Consider the following 21,432-nt stretch of genomic DNA (forward strand, 5'->3'; position numbering starts at 1 on the left):
ATAAATGTGGCAGATATATGAGGAGAAAGCGAGTGAACTTACCCCGGGAGATCTCTTGAAAACCCTACTAGGAACCTATCTAGCGATAGATAGCTGAATCAAGAGAAGTCAGCAGAAGTCATAGTATCAAATTTTCGAATTTGAGAAGGACGGAACGAAAGGAGAGACCGTGTTAGAGTTATTTATAAGGAAACAAGGAAACAGCCAACATAATGACTATATGGGAAAGAAGGCTCGGAAAGCTGGTGAGTTCCATATAGAGTGTAGTTATCCTTATGCAATCTCCAAAACACGGAAACAATATGAAATCAAATTCAGATATAAGTTTAATGGAAAAAATAGTAGAACTAGATAATCTAAATAAAGCTTTCAAGAAGGTCAAAAGTAACAAAGGAGCAGCAGGAGTCGATGCGAAAGATGTAGAAGCTACTCACCTTCACTTGAAAGAAGAAGGTCAAAAGATTATCGGACTTATGAAGGAAGGAAAATATAAACCGCAAGCAGTAAGAAGGGTTGATATTCCCAAACCAAATGGAGGGAAACGGAAGCTAGGAATCCCTACAGTGACAGACAGAGTAATCCAACAAGCCCTTGTACAGAAGCTTACCCCTATTTTTGAAAGACAGTTTAGTCCTTATAGTTACGGATTTAGACCAAATAAAAGTGCTCATCAAGCGATAGAACAAGCAAGGCAATTTATCGAAGATGGATACAACTTCGTAGTAGACATAGACCTAGAGAAATTTTTCGACCGAGTTAACCATGATAAACTCATGTCTCTAATAGCTAAGACCATAACAGACAAACCTACCTTGAAATTAATCAGAAGATATCTTCAAGCAGGAGTTATGGAGAACGGACTAGTTAAACCGAATACAGAAGGGACACCTCAAGGAGGCCCGCTAAGTCCGTTACTAAGCAATATCATGCTTAATGAACTAGATAAAGAACTGGAAAAGCGAGGACACAAATTCGTGAGATACGCAGATGACTGCAACATCTTTGTCAAAAGTATGAAATCAGGAGAACGAGTAAAAGAAGGTATTACTCAATTCATCGAAAGAAAATTAAAACTGAAGGTGAATGAGGAGAAAAGCGCTGTGGGAAAGCCGATAGCACGGATATTTTTAGGGGTAAGTTTTTACCAGAATAGAAGCAAGACTAGAGTATTCGTGCCAAAAGAGAGAAAGAAAAGGTTTGAAGAAAAACTAAAGAAACTAACGAACCGAAACTGGGGAGTAAGTATGGAATTACGTATCGCGAAAATAAACCAACTAATACAAGGCTGGGGAAACTACTTTAAAATTGCGGACATCAAGAAATATGCCCGTGAAACAGACAGTCATATTAGGAGAAGATTAAGAGCTTGTAGATGGAAAGAGTGGAAAAAGGTCAAAACGAAATACAAAAACCTGAGAAAGCTTGGAATATCCATCGATGAAGCAAGAAGAAACGCCAACTCCCGAAAGGGATATTGGCGCCTATCATACAATCCTATCTTACATCTTGCCCTAAATAATCAATATTGGCAAGAGCGAGGTTTAAAATCCTTAATGAAGGTGATTTCATAAACTTTCGAACCGCCGTATACCGAACGGTACGTACGGTGGTGTGAGAGGTCGGCACGGTAACGTGCCTCCTACTCGATTATGGTTTCGAAAAAAATAAAGAAAGCAATTATCAAAAGCTAGTTTCCTAGATAAAGATGCCATTTCAATATGTTCGAAGAAGTCCTAGAGTTTTAACTAAAAGCCTTCAGTAAAACAATTCATCTCAGTGGGGAGTGGACAAATGCATTAATTTCTAAAATTCATTGAATTGTCACAATTATCCGTATAAAGCAGATTGAATACTGTTGTTGTGATTGATATAACTATCATATAAGAGAAAGATAATCATTCTCAATTAAGGAAAAGAGGTGAAGTAAGGTGGAAGTTAGTGTTGGACAAAGATTAAAAATAAATAAAGTAGAAGAAGGAAATTCTATGCTACAAAGAAGATTACTTGATTTTGGATTAATGGAGGGTGCTGTAATAACTATCCAGCAAATTTTGCCATTTGAAGGACCATGCATTTTGGAATATGAAGGTACATTAATTGGGATGAGAAAAAGAGATATGAAAATTTTGCAAATGGAGAGGGTATAGGATGGAATTAGCACTTTTGGGAAATCCGAATACTGGAAAGACGTCTTTATTTAACCATCTAACGGGAACATATGAATATGTTGGAAACTGGAATGGAGTGACGGTAGAGAAAAAGATTGGTACTTTAAAAAATAAAAAGGCAATTTTAGTAGATTTGCCAGGTGTTTATTCTTTAACACCCATCTCTGAAGAAGAAGCTGTAGTCACAAAGTATTTATTAGAAGGAAAGATGAGTCGGATTGTCAATATCATTGATGCCTCTCAGTTAAAGCGAAATTTATTATTATCAATCCAATTAATAGAATACGGTAAACCAGTTATTTTTGCCTTAAATATGATAGACATTGCAAAAAGAAATGGGAAGAGTATTGATTATCATTTGTTAGCAACCTATTTAGGAGCAACTACTATTGCAATAAGTGCAAGAAAAGGGAATGGTTGTGAGGAGTTATCACGAGCATCCACTATTAAACAGGCGATGGAGAATGAAGAACACACGCTATCTATTCATTATGGAGAAATAATAGAAGAGGCAATAGAAAAAATGACCCTCATGCTTCAAGAAAAAACAGACCTTTCAATAAGATGGATTACAATCCAATTACTTGATGGAAATGGAGCAATTCGTTCCTTTCTAACTAATCTTTTGACAAAACAAGAGATAGACTCATTGATTGATTATGTAACAATAGAATGTGAAAAAATAGGAAAAAAGCCAGAACAAGTAATCTATCTTAAACGGAGAGAAGTGGTTGACCAAATTGTACAAAGAGTCGAAGTAATAGCAGATAAAAAGCGAATGCCAATCTCGGATAATTTAGATTATCTTGTAACAAATAAATATTTAGGTTTTCCTATTTTTATAGTCTTTATGTATATATTATTTATGATGACTTTTGATTGGTTTGGAACACCGTTATCTGATTTGCTAGATTATTTTATTTCTGGTTTATTAACGAATGGAGTAACAAGTCTTTTAACAAGTTTGCAAGCTACAGGCTTTATAAAATCCCTTGTTATTGATGGAATTATTGCAGGGGTAGGTGGGGTTTTAGTTTTCGTTCCGCAAATTTTTATTTTGTTTTTTTGTATTTCCTTTTTAGAGGACTCGGGCTATATGTCTAGAGTAGCACTAGTAATGGATAAATGGTTAGAAAATGTAGGATTGAATGGGAAAGCCTTTATCCCAATGATCATTGGGTTTGGCTGCAATGTTCCTGGGGTTATGGCGGCAAGAACTATCGAAACAAAGAAGGAGAGATTATTAACGATTTTATTGTTACCATTAATGAGTTGCTCGGCAAGATTTCCTGTTTATGCATTATTCATAGGAGCTTTCTTTGGAAAAAATGGAGCGATAATAGTGTTATCTCTCTATATTTTAAGTATTGTAATGGCCTTATTACTTGCTAAACTATTTTCCTCCACTATTTTAAAAGGAGAAAAATCTATCTTTCTAATCGAACTCCCACCATATCGATTACCTAGTATAAAGGTATTATGGAAAAGTACGTGGGATAAAGGAAAAGGATTTTTAAAGAAGGCAGGTACTTTTATCTTCGCTGGTTCTGTTTTCATCTGGTTATTAACTTATTTAGGCCCAGGGGGATTAGATGTAAAAATGGACCAAAGCTTTTTAGCGTTAATTGGTTCTGTGATGGCACCAGTTCTTGCACCACTTGGTTTTGGAACATGGGAAGCAGGAGCATCCTTATTAACTGGATTTCTTGCAAAAGAAGCAATTATTTCTGCTATGAATATCATATATGCCGTTCCTGATACAAGAAGCCTGCAACATTTAATAAGTGAAGTCTATACGCCACTAGCCTCTTATAGTTTTATGGTGTTTATTTTATTATATATACCTTGCCTAGCAACACTTGCTACAATCTATAAAGAAACAGGATCAAAAAAATGGTCAGCTTTTTCTGTTGGTTATGCACTTATTCTCGCATATCTTATTTCTTTTGTAATTTATCAACTCGGAAAATGGATCGGTTTAAATTAAAGGAGTGAATAGAATGTTGATTAGCATTTTACTCGGCTTTCTGATTTTTAGTTACGCAAGTTATGGGTTATTCCGTCACATTCAACAATCGAAAAAGGGAAGATGTGCAGCGTGTTCCTTAAAGAAAGCTTGTGAACAAAAATGTGAAGTATTGAACAAAAATAATTAATAGGATATCTCATAGTTTTAAATTGATATTTATGCAAAGGAAGCTTATAATATTAGTAATGGTGTAAAATTACACATAACTAATAAGGGAATGAAGAAACTTTGACAAGAGAAGAAATTATTGAGAGTGTATCAGAAAAAATGAGATTAATACGCACAGAAGCGGGATATACCCAAGATAAGATGGCCGAGGTTATTGGTTTATCAAAAAAGACCTTGGTGCAAATTGAGAAAGGTAGACTATATGCAGGTTGGTCTACTGTAGTAGCTGTTTGCGCGCTTTTTAGAGAAACAGAAACAGTTCGCTTTTTATTTGGTAATGAACCGTTAGAGGTATTAGAAACCGTTGCCCGTGATGGAATGGATTATCGCAAAGAGAAAACCATGGGTGGAAAAGTATGGTGGAGAGAATTAGAAAAAAAGAACGGATTCATTCTTCAACAGAATATTATTAGTCAGCATTTTCGAATTATTGATGAAGATCATTTCCGGATTTATTCTAGCTTTGAAGAAAAAGAATCGAAAAATCGTTTTAAGGAACTTACAGGCGAATAAATAATGCATAAATTAGGCTATTCTATTCTGAGTTAGTCATTCTATTTAAGACTAATTTTCCGAATAAGGGCAGTCTATTTTTTTGCTATTTTAATGAAAAGCCTGACTGTATGAAAATATGTTTCTCTATAATTCAAAATAGTATTGTTCCAATGGAGTGGAAATGGTTACTTGTTGGGTGATAAAATGAGTTCCCGTTTCAGCATCAGACAAGAGCAAAAGAGGCTGGGACAAAACTAAATAGCAAATCTGTAAAGACGAACAATCTCTAATTTACTATTAAATAACCGTTATGCTATCATATTCTTGGTTATTTGTGTTTTTAAATATAGTTAAGTGTAAGAACTAGTTCGTTCCATTGCGCTACAGACACACGATGCGCCGGGGAGAAAGCTGAGCCTCGTTGCACTGCGGGTTCTAAAGCGTCCTCTATTACCCGCAGGAGTCGAGTGTCCTGCGGGTAATAACAACAGACTTTGAAACCTTCTTTCTAAACCTCAAAAAAACGAACTATTATACATTTTTTTGTATAATAGTTCGTATTTATCACGGGATGTAATGCTTATGTCCCAGCCTCATTTCAACTTTAATCAAGGAGCCAGGCTCTATTTCACAAAGAAGACAATTCGGTATCGGGCTTAATAATGGAATTTCATTCCGTCTATAGACCGAATGAGAAACCATCGCATGAATGTTCATTATCTATAGGAAGAAAGATAGAATAAACTCATCAACTAAAGGATGAGGGATAAGAAATGGAAAAATTCACAGAAATTTTCAAAAACAAGAGCTTCACCAGACTATTTATTGCCAATGTTACATCACAAATGGGGAGTGTTATTGGTTTAACTGCTTTTATGTTTTATATTCTCGATCGTTTCTCTGAGCAGCCAGCTTATGCCACGATAACGGAATTAATGTTCTCCTTGCCAACGTTAGCAGTGTTTTTTCTTGTTGGAGTAGTGGCTGATCGACTGGATCGCCAGAAGATTGCTTACCATTGTGAGATGATTGCAGCAGCCATGTCGCTATGCTTATTAGGGGCAGTTTCTACTGGCTGGATGCCACTTATCTTTCTAACATTATTTATTAGAAGTGCTGTTCAGAAATTCTTTTTCCCAGCGGAACAAGGCATTCTTCAAGGGGTATTAAGAAAAGAGGACTATACAACTGCAGCAGGACTTAATCAATTCGTTAATAGTGTCTTTATGCTATTCGGTAATGCGATTGGTATATTCGTATATTGGACATTGGGGATTTATGGAGCGATAGTAGTTGATATTGTTACTTTAACGATAAGCGGGCTTCTGATTAAGTCAATGAAGCTGAGTGAAGAAATTCGACAGCCAAATGGCAGCCACTCGTTAAAAGATTTAAATATTCGATTTATATGGAGTGACTTTATGATTGGTTTAAAGTACATTCTCTCTAATAAATTATTATTAGCTTTAATTTATGGATTTATTGCATTTGGGGTTGTAAATGGCGGATTTAGTGTGATGCAAGTATTCATTTTGAAATATAAATTAGCTCCTGATAATTATGAACAAGTGTCTATTTATTTCGGAATTGTCTTTGGAGCAGGAGTAATGATTGGAAGCTTCCTTTCTTCTCTTCTTACACAAAAGGTAAAATTATTTAAGCTGATTATAATCGGAGCATTTTATATTGCTGTTATGACAATTCTAGCGTCATATGCAACAAATGTCATTTTCTTTTTAACGATTTGTTTCTTATTAGCATTGGGGTTACCGATGATTAATATTGCAATTGGTGGATGGATGCCAACAATTATAGAGCCGAAAATGATGGGAAGGGTACAAGGCTGGATTACCCCGCTAATGATGCTGTCACAGTCCATTACGCTCGGGATTATCTCAATCGGCTATCCTAAATGGTTCTCTATAGAGATTATTTATTGGTTTGTTGGCATATGTTTCCTTATTGTTGGTGGCTATTACAGTTTAGTATTGCCAAGATTAGCAAGAGAAAAGGAAGCAAAAGAAAAGTTAGCAGGGAAAAAAGAGGTTCAACTGAATTATTAAATTCTTTTGATTTTCGAAATATTTGCAATTGACTTTATAAAAACTACGTGTTAATCTCATTTATATTGGAAAATAAATGTAGAGAAAGGATGGTTACTGATGAAAAGATTAAATAGACATTACTCCATTAAAACTTCATACATTGGTAACCTTATTCTTTCTTATCGATAATTTTTTGCAAGAAAAAGCTGGTTGCCATTATAGGTAACCTGTGTATTTTTCTATCATCCAGAGATGGGTCGCATGGTTGCGGTCTGTCTCTTTTTTTTGTGGGAAAATATGGAATGCGAAAAGGGCAAAGCGTTTATTTTCTAATGAATAGTAAAGGAGGAAAAGTCGATGATTGTATCAGTAAAAGAGGCGAGAAATGAGTTAAAGGATTTAGAAAGTGGCTAGTCAGCAAAGAAGAGAGACAGGGGATGAGTGAATGTTTTCGATATTTTTTAAATTAAAATGGTTTTTTAAAGAGCATTGGAAAAGTTATACGATAGCTATAATTCTGTTAATTATTGTTGGATTTATTGAGGTATTGCCACCAAGAATTTTAGGATTGTTTATCGATGAACTAACGATTGGAACACTAACGAGCAATAAAACAATGATGTATATATTTGTTGTATCAGGAATCACAATCAGTACGTATATCATCACCTATTTTTGGATGTATAAGTTATTTGGTGGAGCAAATATCTTAGAATTGAAACTAAGAAGCAAATTTATGAATCACTTATTAAAAATGACGCCAACCTTTTTTGAAAAAAATAAAACCGGAGATTTAATGGCAAGAGCAACCAATGATTTAAAGGCAGTGTCGGTTACTGCTGGGTTTGGGATTTTAACATTGGTCGATTCCACGGTATTTATGCTGACCATTTTAATTACGATGATCATAACAGTAAGCTGGAAGTTAACGCTTGCAGCAATTCTTCCACTTCCTATAATGGCAGTAATCATGAAAATATATGGGGAAAGAATCCATAAGCGCTTTATGGAAGCACAGGATGCCTTTGGTGATATGAATGATAGTGTCTTGCAGTCTGTTTCAGGAGTACGAGTGATTCGTGCGTATGTTTTAGAAAAAGAAGAGGAAAAGCAATTTCATCATTTCACTGAAGATGTGTTCAAAAAGAATTTACATGTTGCTAAAATAGATTCTTTATTCGATCCTACTATACGGATTCTTGTTGGGTTAAGCTATTTAATTGGACTTGGTTATGGAGCTTATCTAGTATTTCAGCAACAGTTAACGATTGGGCAGCTTGTTACATTTAATGTGTATTTAGGAATGATTGTTTGGCCAATGTTTGCAGTAGGGGAATTAATGAATATCATGCAGCGCGGGAATGCTTCTTTAGATCGGGTGCAGGAAACATTAAATTACAAAGCGGATGTCATCAGTCCGGAAAGCGGAAATGAAGTGGGTATTCCAGAAATTATCCAGTTAAAGGATGTGCAATTTCAATACCCATCATCTAAACAAGAAAATCTTCATGATATTTATTTAACAATCAGAAGAGGCGAAACCGTTGGCATTGTTGGTAAAACAGGCAGCGGGAAAACGACAATTATAAAGCAGCTCCTTAGAGAATATCCAAAAGGGGAAGGGAAGCTTGAGATTAACGGGAATAGCATTGATTCGATTGATTTATATACGTTAAGAGGTTGGATTGGCTATGTTCCCCAAGATCATGTACTTTTTTCAAAAACAGTGAAAGAAAATATCTTATTTGGAAAAGAAAATGCTACGGAAAAAGAATTGGAGGAAGCAATTAACATTGCCTCTTTTAAACAGGATATTGAAATGCTTCCAGAAGGGTTAGAGACACTCGTTGGCGAAAAAGGAGTCGCATTGTCTGGAGGACAAAAGCAGCGTATATCGATTGCCAGAGCCCTTATCCGTAATCCAGAAATTTTAATATTAGATGATTCTTTATCAGCAGTAGATGCAAAAACGGAGCAAAGGATAATTACGAATATAAAGCAGGAACGTCAAGCAAAAACAACGATTATTACAACACATCGAATGACAGCTGTGCAGCATGCTGACCATATTATTGTAATGGAAGATGGTCATATCACAGAGCATGGAAAGCATGAAGAACTAATGGATTTGAATGGCTGGTATAAAGAACAGTATATTACGCAACAGACGAAAGCAAAGACTGAGGAAGTGGAGGTGCAAGCATGACTACCGGACAACGTTTATTTCGATATGCATTAAGCTTTAAAGGAATTATTCTAACTGCGCTACTCATGCTGACAATTGCTGTTATCGCTGACCTTGCAGGACCGTTTGTTGCAAAAAAAGTAATTGATGATCATATAACAGGGATTGAGTCCCTTTGGTATCAAACAGAAGCAACTAGCGATACAGTAGCATATAACGGGAATTTTTATAAAAAAGCTGAATATCTTGAATCTGATGAAGAAATGCTTGCAGAAGCTAGAATACTTCAGGTTGGAAGACAGTTTCTTTTTGTTGATGGTACTATTTCATTTGATGGAAGTAGACAATTTGCGGATGGCACACTGACAATCAGTAGAGAGGGGGAAATGGCAACCTATCCTGCTACTGCTTTAACTCGTTCTGAAGTATTTGATTTTTATAAGCCAGAGATTACGCCCATTTTAAAGCTTTTATCCTTTTATTTTGGATTAGTTATTATTTCTGCTATTTTCCAATATGGCCAGCATTATTTATTACAAAAATCAGCAAACCGGATTATTCAAAAAATGCGGGAAGACGTATTTGCTCAAATTCAGCGGTTGCCGATCAAATACTTTGATAATCTTCCTGCTGGTAAAGTAGTTGCCAGAGTAACAAATGATACTGAGGCGATTAGGGAGCTATATGTAACAGTGCTCTCAAATTTCTTTTCAAGTGGAATCAACATTATCGGAATTTATATTGCCCTATTTATTTTGAATCCGCCACTTGCAGCGATATGTTTAATTCTTCTTCCAATTTTATATATATGGATGATTGGCTATCGCAAATTTGCTTCCCGTTATAATCATGTTATTCGTGCAAAAATCAGTGATATTAATGGAATGGTTAATGAATCTATTCAAGGGATGCATATCATTCAGGCCTTTGGTAAAGAAAAGCAAACAAGAGAAGACTTTGAGGATTTAAATAAGGAGCATTTTCGCTTTCAAAATAAGATGCTCCATTTAAATAGTCTCACCTCCCATAATTTGGTGAATGTATTAAGAAACATTGTATTTGTTGTGTTTATCTGGTATATTGCAGGTCAATCTTTAAATGCATCAACGGCGCTTTCTCTTGGGATGCTCTATGCATTTGTTGACTATATTAATCGTCTTTTTCAGCCGGTTCAAGGGATTGTCAATCAACTAGCTAATTTAGAGCAAGCTCTTGTTGCAGGGGAACGAGTATTTGAATTATTAGATGAATCTGGATTAGATGTGAAGGATGTTACACTGGAACGTTATAAAGGGAATGTAACGTTTGATCAAGTAAACTTTGCCTATAAAGATAATGATTATGTATTGAAAAATATCTCTTTTAAAGCAAAGCAAGGAGAAACAGTCGCTTTAGTTGGACATACTGGATCTGGAAAAAGCTCTATCATGAATCTGTTATTCCGCTTCTATGATATTCAATCAGGGAAGATTACGATAGATGGAAAAGATATCCTGTCTATTTCCAAGCAGGATCTTCGCAAATATATGGGGATTGTTCTTCAGGATCCGTTTCTCTTTACTGGTACAATCGCCTCAAATGTAACTTTAAATGATCCTTCTATATCAAGAGCAACCGTGGAGAAAGCATTAAAGGATGTAGGGGCAGATAGGGTATTAAAGCATTTAGAAAAAGGCTACGATGAACCAGTCATTGAAAAGGGGAGTACGCTTTCCAGCGGGCAAAGACAGCTAATTTCCTTTGCCAGAGCACTTGCCTTTGATCCAGCGATTCTTATTTTAGATGAAGCAACAAGCAGTATTGATACCGAAACAGAACAAATCATTCAACATGCGATGGAAGTACTGAAAGAAGGTAGAACAACTTTTATCATTGCTCACCGACTATCAACGATTCGCAATGCTGATCAAATTATCGTACTTGATCATGGAGAGATAATCGAAAAAGGCAACCATGATGAATTGATGGGATTAAAAGGGAAATATTATCAGATGTATCAGTTGCAGCAAGGGGAGAGTTTAGCAGGATAACTATAACTTCTCTTCCATTTAAAGATAAATAAGCAAGCCCTCCTAAAAATAGGAGGGCTTTAGCCATTATATAAAATTTTTATTAACCTTGAAATCCACCTAGTTGCTTTTCCGCCATTTGTACTAAGCGTTTTGTAATTTCTCCACCAACAGATCCGTTAGCGCGAGAAGTAGTTTCTGCACCTAGGTTTACACCGAATTCAGATGCAATTTCGTATTTCATTTGGTCTAGAGCTTGAGATACTCCTGGTACTAAAAGTTGATTTGAAGAATTGTTGTTTGCCATTGTGTTCCAGCTCCTTCTAGTTGTTTTTTTGGTTGGGTTAACTGGAATTGCACCAGTTTGTAAGAAATTTCTTACTACCACTAGGTATAACCCATTAATAGAATGTAACACTTGTTGTTTAGTTATTGCCTTGGTTGTTGCTTGTACTATTATTATGGTTGGATTTCTTGTTCTTATTCCACAAAAAAGGAAGGAAATTAATTCCTTTTACAACAGTTGGATAGTATCTATTTCAATACAGAAACTAAAGGCAGAGATAAAGTGGAATTTCCATCAGGTAAGGAGTTATTGTCCATGATTGCTGAATAAAGGAAGGTGGATATCAAGTGGGCTCTATATGTCCGATTTGTAATGGTATGGAAAACTTAGAAAAGACTTGTACTAATTGTGGATATCAAGTAGAAGACAAGGGGAGAGTGATGGATTACTATGATGATTATAGTGCATATATGCCAATTGATCAGATGAAACTAGAAGATGGCTATCAGGATTTATCTACGCATTTATGCCCTCATTTTGTACAGTGTCCCCATTGTGGGCAGGAAGAAATTTTATTAATAAAGGAATAAAGGGAAGAGGGGAACACTTTCTCAAATATTTCAAAAAGCTTACCAAGCATATAGCAAGGTAAGCTTATTAGTAGAATGAATTTAACGAATACGAAGTTCCGATTCTTTATCAAAGAAGTGACTTTTATTCATATCAAACGCTAATTTAACAGTTTGACCAGCTTGAAGATCTGCTCTGGAATCTAAACGAGCAACAAATTCTTTTCCAGATAGAGTAGAGTATACAAGGCTTTCTGCACCTGTTAATTCAAATACTTCTACTTTTGCATCAAAACTTGTATTTTCTGAACTGCTTATAAATACTAATTCATCATGGATGTCTTCTGGACGAATACCGAAGATAACTTCTTTTCCAACAAAATTTTGCTCGCGCAATGTCTTTAATTTTCCTTCTGGAATGATGAAAGAAGTATCGCCAATCACTAATTTATTGTCGACTACTTTTCCTTCAAAGAAGTTCATTGCTGGTGAACCAATGAATCCGCCTACAAAAACATTTTCGGGTTTTTCGTATACTTCTTTTGGAGCACCAACTTGTTGGATGATTCCATCCTTCATAACAACAAGTCTTGAAGCCATTGTCATCGCTTCTGTTTGGTCATGCGTTACATAAATAGTAGTTGTTTGTAGTCTTTGGTGAAGCTTAGAAATTTCAGCACGCATTTGTACACGTAATTTAGCATCTAAGTTTGATAATGGCTCATCCATTAAGAATACTTTTGCATCACGAACAATGGCACGGCCTAGTGCAACCCTTTGACGTTGTCCACCGGATAATGCTTTTGGCTTTCTTTTTAAATATTCTTCTAATCCTAGAATTCTTGCAGCGTTATTTACTCTTTCTTCAATTTCTGCTTTAGGGAATTTACGAAGTTTTAAACCGAATGCCATATTATCATAAACAGTCATATGTGGATATAGTGCATAGTTTTGGAAAACCATCGCGATATCGCGATCTTTTGGAGCAACATCGTTAACACGTAAATCATCAATAAAGAAATCACCTTTTGAAATATCTTCAAGCCCTGCAATCATACGAAGAGTTGTTGACTTACCGCAACCAGAAGGACCAACAAATACGATAAATTCTTTATCTTGAATGTGTAAATTAAAATCTCTAACCGCTTCTACTTTTTCATCATAAATTTTATAAATATTCTTTAACACTAGTTCTGCCATTTTGTTCTCCCCCTACTATTTTATAGTTATACTTTAACATTTTTGATACCGTTTTCAAATCGGCGAAATGCATGAAAAACGCTTACAAATTTTTGAGCAAAATGCCTAAGAACTTGTTTGATCAGGGAATTTTGGTAGTTTTTATAGCGGAAATCTATTTATTTAATTCATTTAGTGGAGGATAGAGCTGATGCCAAAGAAAAAAGCCACTGATGGCTTTTGAAAGAGCTATCTACCACTTGTATAATATAAGCAAGCAAGATAGGTAGTAATGTAGCTATGATAATTTTTTAAGTCAAATCCTGTTTTTTCTGTAAATTTATCAAGGCGGTATTGTAATGTATTGCGGTGGATAAATAATTGCTTGGCCGTATTAGTGCTGTGTCCATTGTTTTCAATAAATGTCTTAATGGTAAGCAGAAGTTCTTTATCTTCATCAAAAATCGAAAACCATTCTTTAAATAAATGAAGTTCGTCTTCTCTTAGTCGGCTGATTAAGAGGTTTGGAAGGATCGTTTTCATACTAAGTACATTTGATTTTGGCATAAATGCCAAGCCTTTTGAAAATAGGTTTCTTTCTTGTCCAAAAATAGTGGGGATTGGACTACTTGGATTCATTTCTTTTCCTAAATAAAAACAAATAGAAAAAAAGAAATCGGATTGTAAGGCTTGCGCAAGAGCAATAAAATCTTCCTCTTCTAAATATTGTGCATTTTGCTCAATGACCACACCTTCATTTAAGCCATTCCATATAATAAGACTATTTGCATGAATAAAACCCTTAAAAGCAGACTCAATTAATTTTTTTTCAAGAGAAACAGAATCTCCTTTAATTTGAAACTGGATGAAACGTAAGGTTTCAATATTTTTAAAGGCGGGCTGCTCTCCATTGAAATAAAGATATTGATTCCAGGTATACTCGTCTTTTTTTAATGTTTCATCAGGCTCAAAAAAATCATAGCATGCTTTTAATAATTCTAGCTGAGATTCATCCATCTCCTGCTTTGGTATGCCAATCCAATCATCTTGAAAATTAGTCTTGAACCAATGATAATCGGAAAGCTGTGAGGGGGCTGGAGGCGTTGATTGCTCCAAGCTATGTTTATAATAGGCTAATAATTTATGCTTCAATTGATGGCTACCTCCGAAATAGTAAAAACATTTTCATAAGTATATTTTATAACTTTTTATAGAAAAGGAGCAAGTGTTGTTGGTGGGGAGAGAGGTTTAGTTGAAAAACAAAAATAGAGACTGGGACAAAACTAAATAGCCAACCTGTAAAGACGAACAATCCTTAATTTAGCTCTTAAATAAAGGCTACTTTTTCATGCTAGTTATTTATGATTTTAAATATAGTCAGTGTAAAAACTAATTCTTTTTTAAAGATTGTTTTTCTATAAACTATTATGGAAATAGAAAAAATTAATTAATTGGAAAGATGGAGCATCCTGAATACACGTAGACTCCTATGGGAGCTGCGAGAAAGTCCGAGACCCCGCAGGAACGTGAGTTGTGAAGAGGATTGGCGCTCGCCCCATGGAAAGCGAAGAGTGTTCAGGCTGCGGATAATAACACCATCTTTACTGAAACAGCCTTTTATAAACCAATATAAACCCGAACAATCACACGCGGAACTATCGTATGGTAGTTCGGGTTTATTATGGCTGAAATACTTATGTCCCAGCCTCGCATTTACGGCTATTCTTCTATATGAGGAGGTTCTTCTTCAGGCAGCTCTCTTGTTTCCTCGATATTAGTATTATCTTTTCTATTGATAACCGTACCGCCAGCTAATCCTTCATTAATCATGCGGTCGATATCTAAATAAACTTCGTCCTTGCCTTCAAATTCAAGATCTCTATTTGCTCTTTTCATGATAATCCCTCCTATCATTTAGGATGGGTTATCTCATTAGAATTATGCTTGAAGGGAAAATTAGTCAATGTATAAAAGAGCTTTATTAGTTGTTGACAGCGTTTTTCTTCAATTTCTTCCTCATCAAATAACATCGGTTTTGCATTAATTTCAAAAAGATAATAATGTCCGTTTTTATCTACACAGGCATCTATAGAAAATTCACCAATGAAACCATATTTTTTGGATAAAATATCTCCACAGTGGTTGACGAGTCTTTCGAAAAATAGATCATGCTCTTTTTGTTGCACTTCGCGATAGGCAAGAAGTTTTCCTCCTGATGGAATATGAGTCGTTACATCTTGTTGATGAGATTGTCTTACTCCAACTCCTGTTAGGACATAGCGATTTTCATCAAAAGTAACTAGCAAGCGAAAATCAAAGCGTCTTCCATTGTATAATGCTCCGTCAATTTCTTCTTGGATAAGATATTTCTTTTGGAGCCATTCTTGATGATACTGGTTCCATAGTTCTTCTAAAGTAGAGAAAAAAGCTGTTCCCTCTGTTGTACTGACACAGATGGAATGATCATTTTCTAGTCTTATACGGTAAATATTTTTTCCTTTGAAGCCCTCGACTGGTTTTAAGTAAATATTATTATGGGTAAGAAAAAACTCAACGAAATTCTCTTTTTCCTCTAGGAGGGAGGTTTTCGGTATGTGCTCGTTCAACAAAGGGTGCTCGCTAAATAGTTCATGAAGTTCCCATTTATTTACAAAGGAAGAATTAAAAAAAGGGATTTCTTTTTCCTTTAGGAAAGATACTGCTTTTTGGAAGCCTTCTTGCTTTTCTGTCTTTCGAAAAGGTACCCGGTTATAGACTACGTCTGGCAATGGTGTAATGGCCTTTAGCCATTTGTTTTGATTCGAACAATAAGTAAATCCAGTCAGTGTATCTTTTTGTAAATTTTCAGGAGGAAAGATAATGATAATCCCTCCCGAATGCTGCTGTAGTTGCTTTAGAAGCCGCTTAAAGAGCGCACCATTCCCTATTAATTTGTTATGCTTATTTCTTGCGACCATTATGCCAATTAAAGGACCAATCTTATTTCCGTTTTTGACAATTGGAAAAGCTGCATGATTAGGATGTGGATTTGAGATGGATAAAGTTTTTTGTGATGTCCCAAAAAAGTAATGGACGGTTGAAGCGGTATACCAGCATTCTTTTTCGGAATCATAATAAATATTCATTGATAAATATCCTCAAGACTATGGATGCTTTGTTCCATTAGAAAGACTGCGTACTCTAAGGATTTTCGGCGTGTTTCCAGATCGGATTTTCTTAGGGAAGGATGTTTAAAGATGCTTCTTCCAGGTTTAGCGTTTGCCTCAAACAACCATACACGCCCTTTTCGATCCAATCCTAAGTCGAATCCGATTTCGCCGATATATCCTTCCATCTGCTTTTCCAGAGCTTTACTTATTTGCAAGGATGCCTTAGTAAGTTTGTTTATCATTTCTTCGCTTTTAAGATCTGTATCCGCCAATTCGTCGAGCGCTTTAACGATGCCTCCATTATTAAGATGTGTAGTCACACTACCTGCACCGGCAATTTTTGCGGCAATCGCAGTCATTTCCCAATAGCCATCTTTATTTTTATTCGTATGAACCCGAAAATCGATTGACTTTTTTTCAGAGCGAATTAAGTGAATGCCTTGTTGGACGATATAATGAGATAAATTTTGCTTATCGAATAAATGATTCATTAATGCTTCTAAATGGTCAAATCTCATTAGCCGATTGCCTTGGTCTATATCTTTAAAGCGTGTATAGTAATAGCCATCTTTTTTATCATATAATACCTGGTAGATACCTTTTCCAAGGCTCCCATTTTTCGGTTTAATATACACATTGCCAAAGTTCGAGAGCATTCTTTCGATGACGGAAAAATTAGTAAGTGCATGGGTCTCTGGCAAATAATCGGAAATACTATCATCCTGCAGTAATCGTTCATAAATATCCAATTTATTAAAGAAGCCTGGATTATACCAGGGAATCGAATATTCCTTTTGTAATCTGTTTTTAACAGCTTGAATTTTGTTTAGATTTTCAATTCTGCGATTAGGTATGCGGTCATAAATAACAGTTGGGAAAGGAACCTCTACTGATTTCCAGCCATCCTCATAAAATAGTCCATTAATTGTACCTGTTTCCCAATTAATATGTTGCTCCCCAAATAGGAAGGCGATGACACCAACTGTTTTTTGTACAGAAAGAAGCTTTGAAAATAAAATGGAACGATCTCCGATTGGACGTACTTTTATTGTTGAAAAGCCGGATGTGAATATTCCTACTAGTGGTCCTGCATATAACGTCTCATCAACTGCAAATAAATGAATATTAGAAGTAGACGATGGGAAAAGCAAGTCATTAAAAAGATCGGAACTAATTCCCACTGTATTTCTTGATTTTTTATGTTTTTTAATCGTTGCTTCCTTACTTGCAGCTCCAAAAGCAAGTATCTTTAAATCTGTGTTAGCTTCAAAGTCAGTTGGTAAGTAGACTGTATTTTCGCTATTATTTATTATTTCGATTGGATATAGCTTTTTCATCTAGATTCCTCCTTTTATCATCAGCTAATTTAGCAGCATAAAGGACAGGAGCTTTATAAAGTTTCTCACTTAGATGAGGATAGGCTTGCATGATTACTTTTCTGCCTGGCTTTGAATTTACGTCAAGAATCCATAAAGAACCATTTGGGGTAATGCCGATATCTACGCCGATTTCAAATAAAGGAGAGAAAGAATCTTCTAATATGGAAGGAAGGAGAGTAAATATTTCCTCGATTTCGTGTTTTAGAAAGCTTTTTAACTTAACAGGAATGGACTGAAACCAATCATCAAAGGCAACAATCGATGCACCAGCGCTTAAATTAGAAATAATCCTCCCTTTTTCTCCAATGCGGACTCCTTTTTCAATGACTTCCCATTCTTCTTTCACGTTTTTTTGCAAAAGAGCACGAATATCAAATGGTTGTTCCTCTTTATTTGAAAGTGGGAGATATGCTTGCATTAAATAAGAATTTCTTTTTAAAAGCTGATTAAGCCATTTATTAAAAGTCATCCGATCAGAAAACAACTTTTCTACTGTTTTTTCTTTTTTATCGGTTCTGACCAAAATTCCTTCTTTTTGTTTCTTTATAAAAAAGAGTCCATTTCCTTGGGAGCCGTTTATCGGCTTTAAGATAACTGGATTTAAGCTCTGAAAATTGACTTGATTTGCCGATTGTAAGAGAAAAGTTTCTGGGATATATGCAGCAAGCTTTGATTCCCGCAATACTTGATATAACTGCCATTTATTTGGCAATCCATTGCCGATAAAGGTGATATTAGGCTGTTTTTTTAGCCATTGAATAATATTTTTGCATTGGATAGAATGGGAATCATCATGATAAAAACAACGATCATATAAAATAGTAGGAACTGGGAATTCTGATTCTATCCATGTGTCTGATTCTGACCTATATTCTTTTCCTTTTACAGTATGTGTAAAGGGATGGTAGGTGGATGGGACAAAGTGATAGATAGTTAAGTTATTATCGCGTCCATATTTTGCTATTTCGTGAATATAATTGTTTTCATGCTCTAAGGATAATGACATAATTCCAAATTTATTCATCTTCTGATATCTCCTTTAAACAAGGGGAAAAGGAAAGTGCAATAAAATATTCAAGCAAAGCTTTCGTAGATGGCCTTGTTTTTTCAATATGATCCTCTAATTTCTTAGAAGGCTTAGAATTTACTTCTATAACCCACAGGTGACCTTGTTTATCCATGCCAATATCGATACCTAATTCTCCTAAGTATCCATCTGTATTTTCACTAAGGATACCTGCTATCTCTAAAGCTAATGCTTTTAACTCTTCTAATTTCTGTCCTGTTTTTTCTGTAGTCAGTAATTCATGTAAAACAGCTTTTGCTGGCTTCATTTCTGCACCTTGGGCAAGATTTGCAACGATTGCTTTCTTTTGAGCAATTCTTGCAACAATGGAGGTAATGGTCCAGTTGCCTTGGTAATTTTTATGACAAAGAATACGAAAGTCAAGAGAGCGCTCTTGTGATTTGAGAAAATCAATTCCTTGCTGACAAATATAGCTTCTTCGCTTGGCATAACCTTCTAGCCATTTCCATAGTTTTTCTTCATCTGAAAATAGCTGCGTTTTTCCTTTCCTTTTTCCAGAAGAAATAGTTGCAATAAATCGATTGTCTAATTTTTCAATATGAATGATATTTCTTCCTTGGCTTCCATGTACAGGTTTAACATAAAGAAGTGGAAATTTTAGCATGGAGATAAAATTTTGGTAAGTTAGTTGCTTTGTTAAAGGCAAATGCTCATTCATAGTTGGATTTTTGATTAGAAGCTGATATGTTTCATCTTTTGAAAAAAATCTGCTATTGAAAATAGGAATTTCTTTTTCCTCAAGCAATTTTTTAAGCTTTAAAAAGGCAGTGCTGGAATCTGCTTTTCGAGAATGCAGTCGATTATAAATAACATTAGGATATGAGAAGTGTCGCTTAGTCCAAGTGTTATTATCAAAAAAATATCCGTTAATTTTATCCTCTTGAATATTTTGTAGTCCAAAGAGATAAAAAAATCCACCTATTTGAGCTAATTCTTCCGTTAATTCTTTGCATAAATGTTGAATAGCGGGAAAGGTTATGTCTTCCTTATCGTCGTTAACCTCTGTTAATATGCCAATCACTGGTCCTAAATGGAATAGTTGATTTTTATTAAAATAAGGGATAAGGAAAGTGTTTGTTTCCTTTGGAAGCAGTAACCTCTTTTCTAAATCAGAGCTAAAAACAATAGCTTGCTTTTCAAGAGAATGTGTTTGAACAGCTACTTGAACATTCCTTTTAGCAACACATACATACACAGGATCATTCAAATTTATGTTTAAAAATTTAAGCAAAGTGGGACTGATAGCAATAGATAATCCTTCTAAAGCTTCTTGAAAATCGTCTTTTTTAAATAGTTGTAAAAATTTAAGTGTCATTCAGATTCCCCATTTGTTTTTTCAATATAGGAAGAGCGATACTGACATTCGCCTATTTTGGTGCTGATATATCGTATGAAAGAATAGCTAAGTTGTGATAACTAAAAAAAGATTTCGCTTCTATTGATTGGCTTCCGCGCTATGCTGTTTGAAGGGTTACTAGAAATAGATGCTTTTCCTATATTTCTGAAATTGAGGTATTTCTGGTATTATGATGCATAGTTTGTTATAGTGGAGACAATTGTTAAATAAAGGAGTTGTTTTAATGGCAGTAAATTTACATGATCCTGCTTATGCTTTAGAGAAAGCGATTCGTCAAAGTGATGAATATACAGAATTGAAAACAATGTATGATACAGTAAATGGAGATCCTTCCGCAAAAGCGATGTTTGATAATTTCCGTAATATTCAATTACAGCTTCAGCAAAAGCAAATGTCAGGTCAAGAAATTACCCAAGAAGAAGTAGAACAAGCACAAAAAACAGTGGCACTTGTTCAACAACATGAAAGTATTTCAAAGCTAATGGCTGCAGAACAACGTATGAGTGTGTTAATTGGTGAATTAAATCAAATTATCATGAAGCCATTAGAAGAGCTTTATGGACCAGCTCAACAGCAATAAGAAAGAAACTCTACTATTTTAAAATAGTGGAGTTTTTTTGAGGAGAGCATGGAACGGTTCGATCTCTGAAAAGCCAATTTACTGATTATTGATAGTAGCCAAAACTTTCAAATGAAGATGTAGTATTTGTTTTCCGCTTCGGCTGTGTCAGCTCAGCACAGTCTCGGACTTTCTCGCAGCTTCCATAGTCGAGCAGACGCCTCTCCAAACCAAGCTTATTTTCATTTTCAAATATTCTATCTCCTAATTTTCATTCGAAAAAAAGACTTTTTCAGTACTTTCTGGCGGTTCAACTGATACCTTCTGCTAATAAATGTAGGAGGATGGCAAAACGCCATCCTCCTAAAGCCATATCTATTTAATTAAAATAATTTGTTTCAATTAAAATTTGCTTCCGCCAAGTTGTTGCTCAGCCATTTGTACTAGTCTTTTAGTGATTTCGCCACCTACTGAACCGTTAGCACGAGCAGTAGTTTCAGCACCAAGGTTTACTCCAAACTCTGATGCAATTTCATATTTCATTTGATCCAATGCTTGTGATACTCCTGGAACTAATAATTGATTTGATGAATTGTTATTTGCCATGATGAATGTTTCCTCCTTGAGTGATTTAATTTGTGTTACGTTTATTATTTTAAAAAAAATCACGTTTTTTATGCAAAAAAGTATAAAGTAATTTTTTCCATAGGATGGTCTTAAAAAATAACCAAACCTCTGAGAAGAAGTTCCCTAACTACAACAGAATCT

The 21,432-nt window shown here is 35.2% G+C and carries 19 protein-coding genes; 10 read left to right on the forward strand and 9 right to left on the reverse strand.

Features of this window, described 5'->3' with window-relative positions; translation table 11 throughout:
- Positions 1-275 precede the first annotated feature (275 nt).
- From ltrA to AB3U99_RS05980, 8 genes are all read left to right on the forward strand, one after another.
- Complete coding sequence (gene ltrA, locus AB3U99_RS05945; protein ID WP_400243428.1) at positions 276-1,571, forward strand: group II intron reverse transcriptase/maturase; 1,296 nt, start codon at positions 276-278, stop codon at positions 1,569-1,571.
- A gap of 357 nt (positions 1,572-1,928) precedes the next feature.
- Positions 1,929-2,147, forward strand: a complete 219-nt coding sequence (locus AB3U99_RS05950; RefSeq protein WP_400246293.1) for a FeoA family protein — start codon at positions 1,929-1,931, stop codon at positions 2,145-2,147.
- A gap of 1 nt (position 2,148) precedes the next feature.
- Positions 2,149-4,155: a ferrous iron transport protein B gene (feoB, locus tag AB3U99_RS05955; RefSeq protein ID WP_400246295.1), complete on the forward strand. Its 2,007-nt coding sequence runs from the start codon at positions 2,149-2,151 to the stop codon at positions 4,153-4,155.
- A gap of 13 nt (positions 4,156-4,168) precedes the next feature.
- Positions 4,169-4,324 (forward strand): FeoB-associated Cys-rich membrane protein, encoded by a 156-nt coding sequence (locus AB3U99_RS05960; protein ID WP_400246297.1) that lies wholly within the window; start codon positions 4,169-4,171, stop codon positions 4,322-4,324.
- 101 nt (positions 4,325-4,425) lie between these two features.
- Positions 4,426-4,878: a helix-turn-helix transcriptional regulator gene (locus tag AB3U99_RS05965; protein ID WP_400246299.1), complete on the forward strand. Its 453-nt coding sequence runs from the start codon at positions 4,426-4,428 to the stop codon at positions 4,876-4,878.
- A 755-nt stretch (positions 4,879-5,633) separates the two neighbouring features.
- Positions 5,634-6,923 (forward strand): MFS transporter, encoded by a 1,290-nt coding sequence (locus tag AB3U99_RS05970; RefSeq protein ID WP_400246301.1) that lies wholly within the window; start codon positions 5,634-5,636, stop codon positions 6,921-6,923.
- Positions 6,924-7,350: 427 nt separating this feature from the next.
- Entirely contained in the window at positions 7,351-9,111 is a 1,761-nt protein-coding gene (locus AB3U99_RS05975) for an ABC transporter ATP-binding protein (protein ID WP_400246303.1), read from the forward strand.
- Positions 9,108-11,120 carry an ABC transporter ATP-binding protein gene (locus AB3U99_RS05980; protein ID WP_400246305.1) on the forward strand — a complete coding sequence of 671 codons (2,013 nt, stop codon included), beginning with the start codon at positions 9,108-9,110 and terminating at the stop codon, positions 11,118-11,120. Before AB3U99_RS05975 ends, AB3U99_RS05980 begins: the two co-directional genes overlap by 4 nt.
- Positions 11,121-11,202: 82 nt before the next feature.
- On the opposite strand, the gene AB3U99_RS05985 is transcribed toward AB3U99_RS05980, so the two are convergent.
- The gene (locus tag AB3U99_RS05985) at positions 11,203-11,406 is read right to left on the reverse strand and encodes an alpha/beta-type small acid-soluble spore protein (RefSeq protein WP_031535675.1); all 204 of its coding nucleotides are present in this window, start codon (positions 11,404-11,406) and stop codon (positions 11,203-11,205) included.
- 326 nt (positions 11,407-11,732) lie between these two features.
- On the opposite strand from AB3U99_RS05985, the gene AB3U99_RS05990 reads away from it, so the two are divergent.
- The gene (locus AB3U99_RS05990; protein ID WP_400246307.1) at positions 11,733-11,975 is read left to right on the forward strand and encodes a hypothetical protein; all 243 of its coding nucleotides are present in this window, start codon (positions 11,733-11,735) and stop codon (positions 11,973-11,975) included.
- Positions 11,976-12,056: 81 nt separating this feature from the next.
- On the opposite strand, the gene AB3U99_RS05995 is transcribed toward AB3U99_RS05990, so the two are convergent.
- The 7 genes from AB3U99_RS05995 to AB3U99_RS06025 form a co-directional block, all read right to left on the reverse strand.
- A complete protein-coding gene (locus AB3U99_RS05995) occupies positions 12,057-13,154 on the reverse strand; it encodes an ABC transporter ATP-binding protein (RefSeq protein ID WP_400246309.1) in 1,098 nt (365 codons plus the stop codon).
- Between the two features lie 228 nt (positions 13,155-13,382).
- The gene (locus AB3U99_RS06000; protein ID WP_400246311.1) at positions 13,383-14,285 is read right to left on the reverse strand and encodes a PucR family transcriptional regulator; all 903 of its coding nucleotides are present in this window, start codon (positions 14,283-14,285) and stop codon (positions 13,383-13,385) included.
- A 567-nt stretch (positions 14,286-14,852) separates the two neighbouring features.
- A complete protein-coding gene (locus AB3U99_RS06005; protein ID WP_400246313.1) occupies positions 14,853-15,029 on the reverse strand; it encodes a hypothetical protein in 177 nt (58 codons plus the stop codon).
- A gap of 14 nt (positions 15,030-15,043) precedes the next feature.
- Positions 15,044-16,258 (reverse strand): YheC/YheD family protein, encoded by a 1,215-nt coding sequence (locus tag AB3U99_RS06010; protein ID WP_400246315.1) that lies wholly within the window; start codon positions 16,256-16,258, stop codon positions 15,044-15,046.
- Complete coding sequence (locus AB3U99_RS06015) at positions 16,255-17,619, reverse strand: YheC/YheD family protein (protein ID WP_400246317.1); 1,365 nt, start codon at positions 17,617-17,619, stop codon at positions 16,255-16,257. Before AB3U99_RS06015 ends, AB3U99_RS06010 begins: the two co-directional genes overlap by 4 nt.
- Positions 17,585-18,685 carry a YheC/YheD family protein gene (locus AB3U99_RS06020; protein ID WP_400246319.1) on the reverse strand — a complete coding sequence of 367 codons (1,101 nt, stop codon included), beginning with the start codon at positions 18,683-18,685 and terminating at the stop codon, positions 17,585-17,587. Before AB3U99_RS06020 ends, AB3U99_RS06015 begins: the two co-directional genes overlap by 35 nt.
- Positions 18,678-20,063: a YheC/YheD family protein gene (locus AB3U99_RS06025; RefSeq protein ID WP_400246321.1), complete on the reverse strand. Its 1,386-nt coding sequence runs from the start codon at positions 20,061-20,063 to the stop codon at positions 18,678-18,680. The genes AB3U99_RS06020 and AB3U99_RS06025 overlap by 8 nt, the downstream gene beginning before the upstream one ends.
- Before the next feature lie 265 nt (positions 20,064-20,328).
- Here AB3U99_RS06025 and AB3U99_RS06030 point away from each other — a divergent pair, with 265 nt between their 5' ends.
- On the forward strand, positions 20,329-20,685 hold the full coding sequence (locus AB3U99_RS06030) for a YlbF family regulator (RefSeq protein ID WP_400246323.1): 357 nt from the start codon (positions 20,329-20,331) through the stop codon (positions 20,683-20,685).
- Between the two features lie 381 nt (positions 20,686-21,066).
- On the opposite strand, the gene AB3U99_RS06035 is transcribed toward AB3U99_RS06030, so the two are convergent.
- A complete protein-coding gene (locus AB3U99_RS06035) occupies positions 21,067-21,270 on the reverse strand; it encodes an alpha/beta-type small acid-soluble spore protein (RefSeq protein ID WP_016201934.1) in 204 nt (67 codons plus the stop codon).
- Positions 21,271-21,432 lie beyond the last annotated feature (162 nt).

The sequence above is a fragment of the Niallia tiangongensis genome, from assembly GCF_044704065.1.
Taxonomy (GTDB): domain Bacteria; phylum Bacillota; class Bacilli; order Bacillales; family Cytobacillaceae; genus Niallia; species Niallia tiangongensis.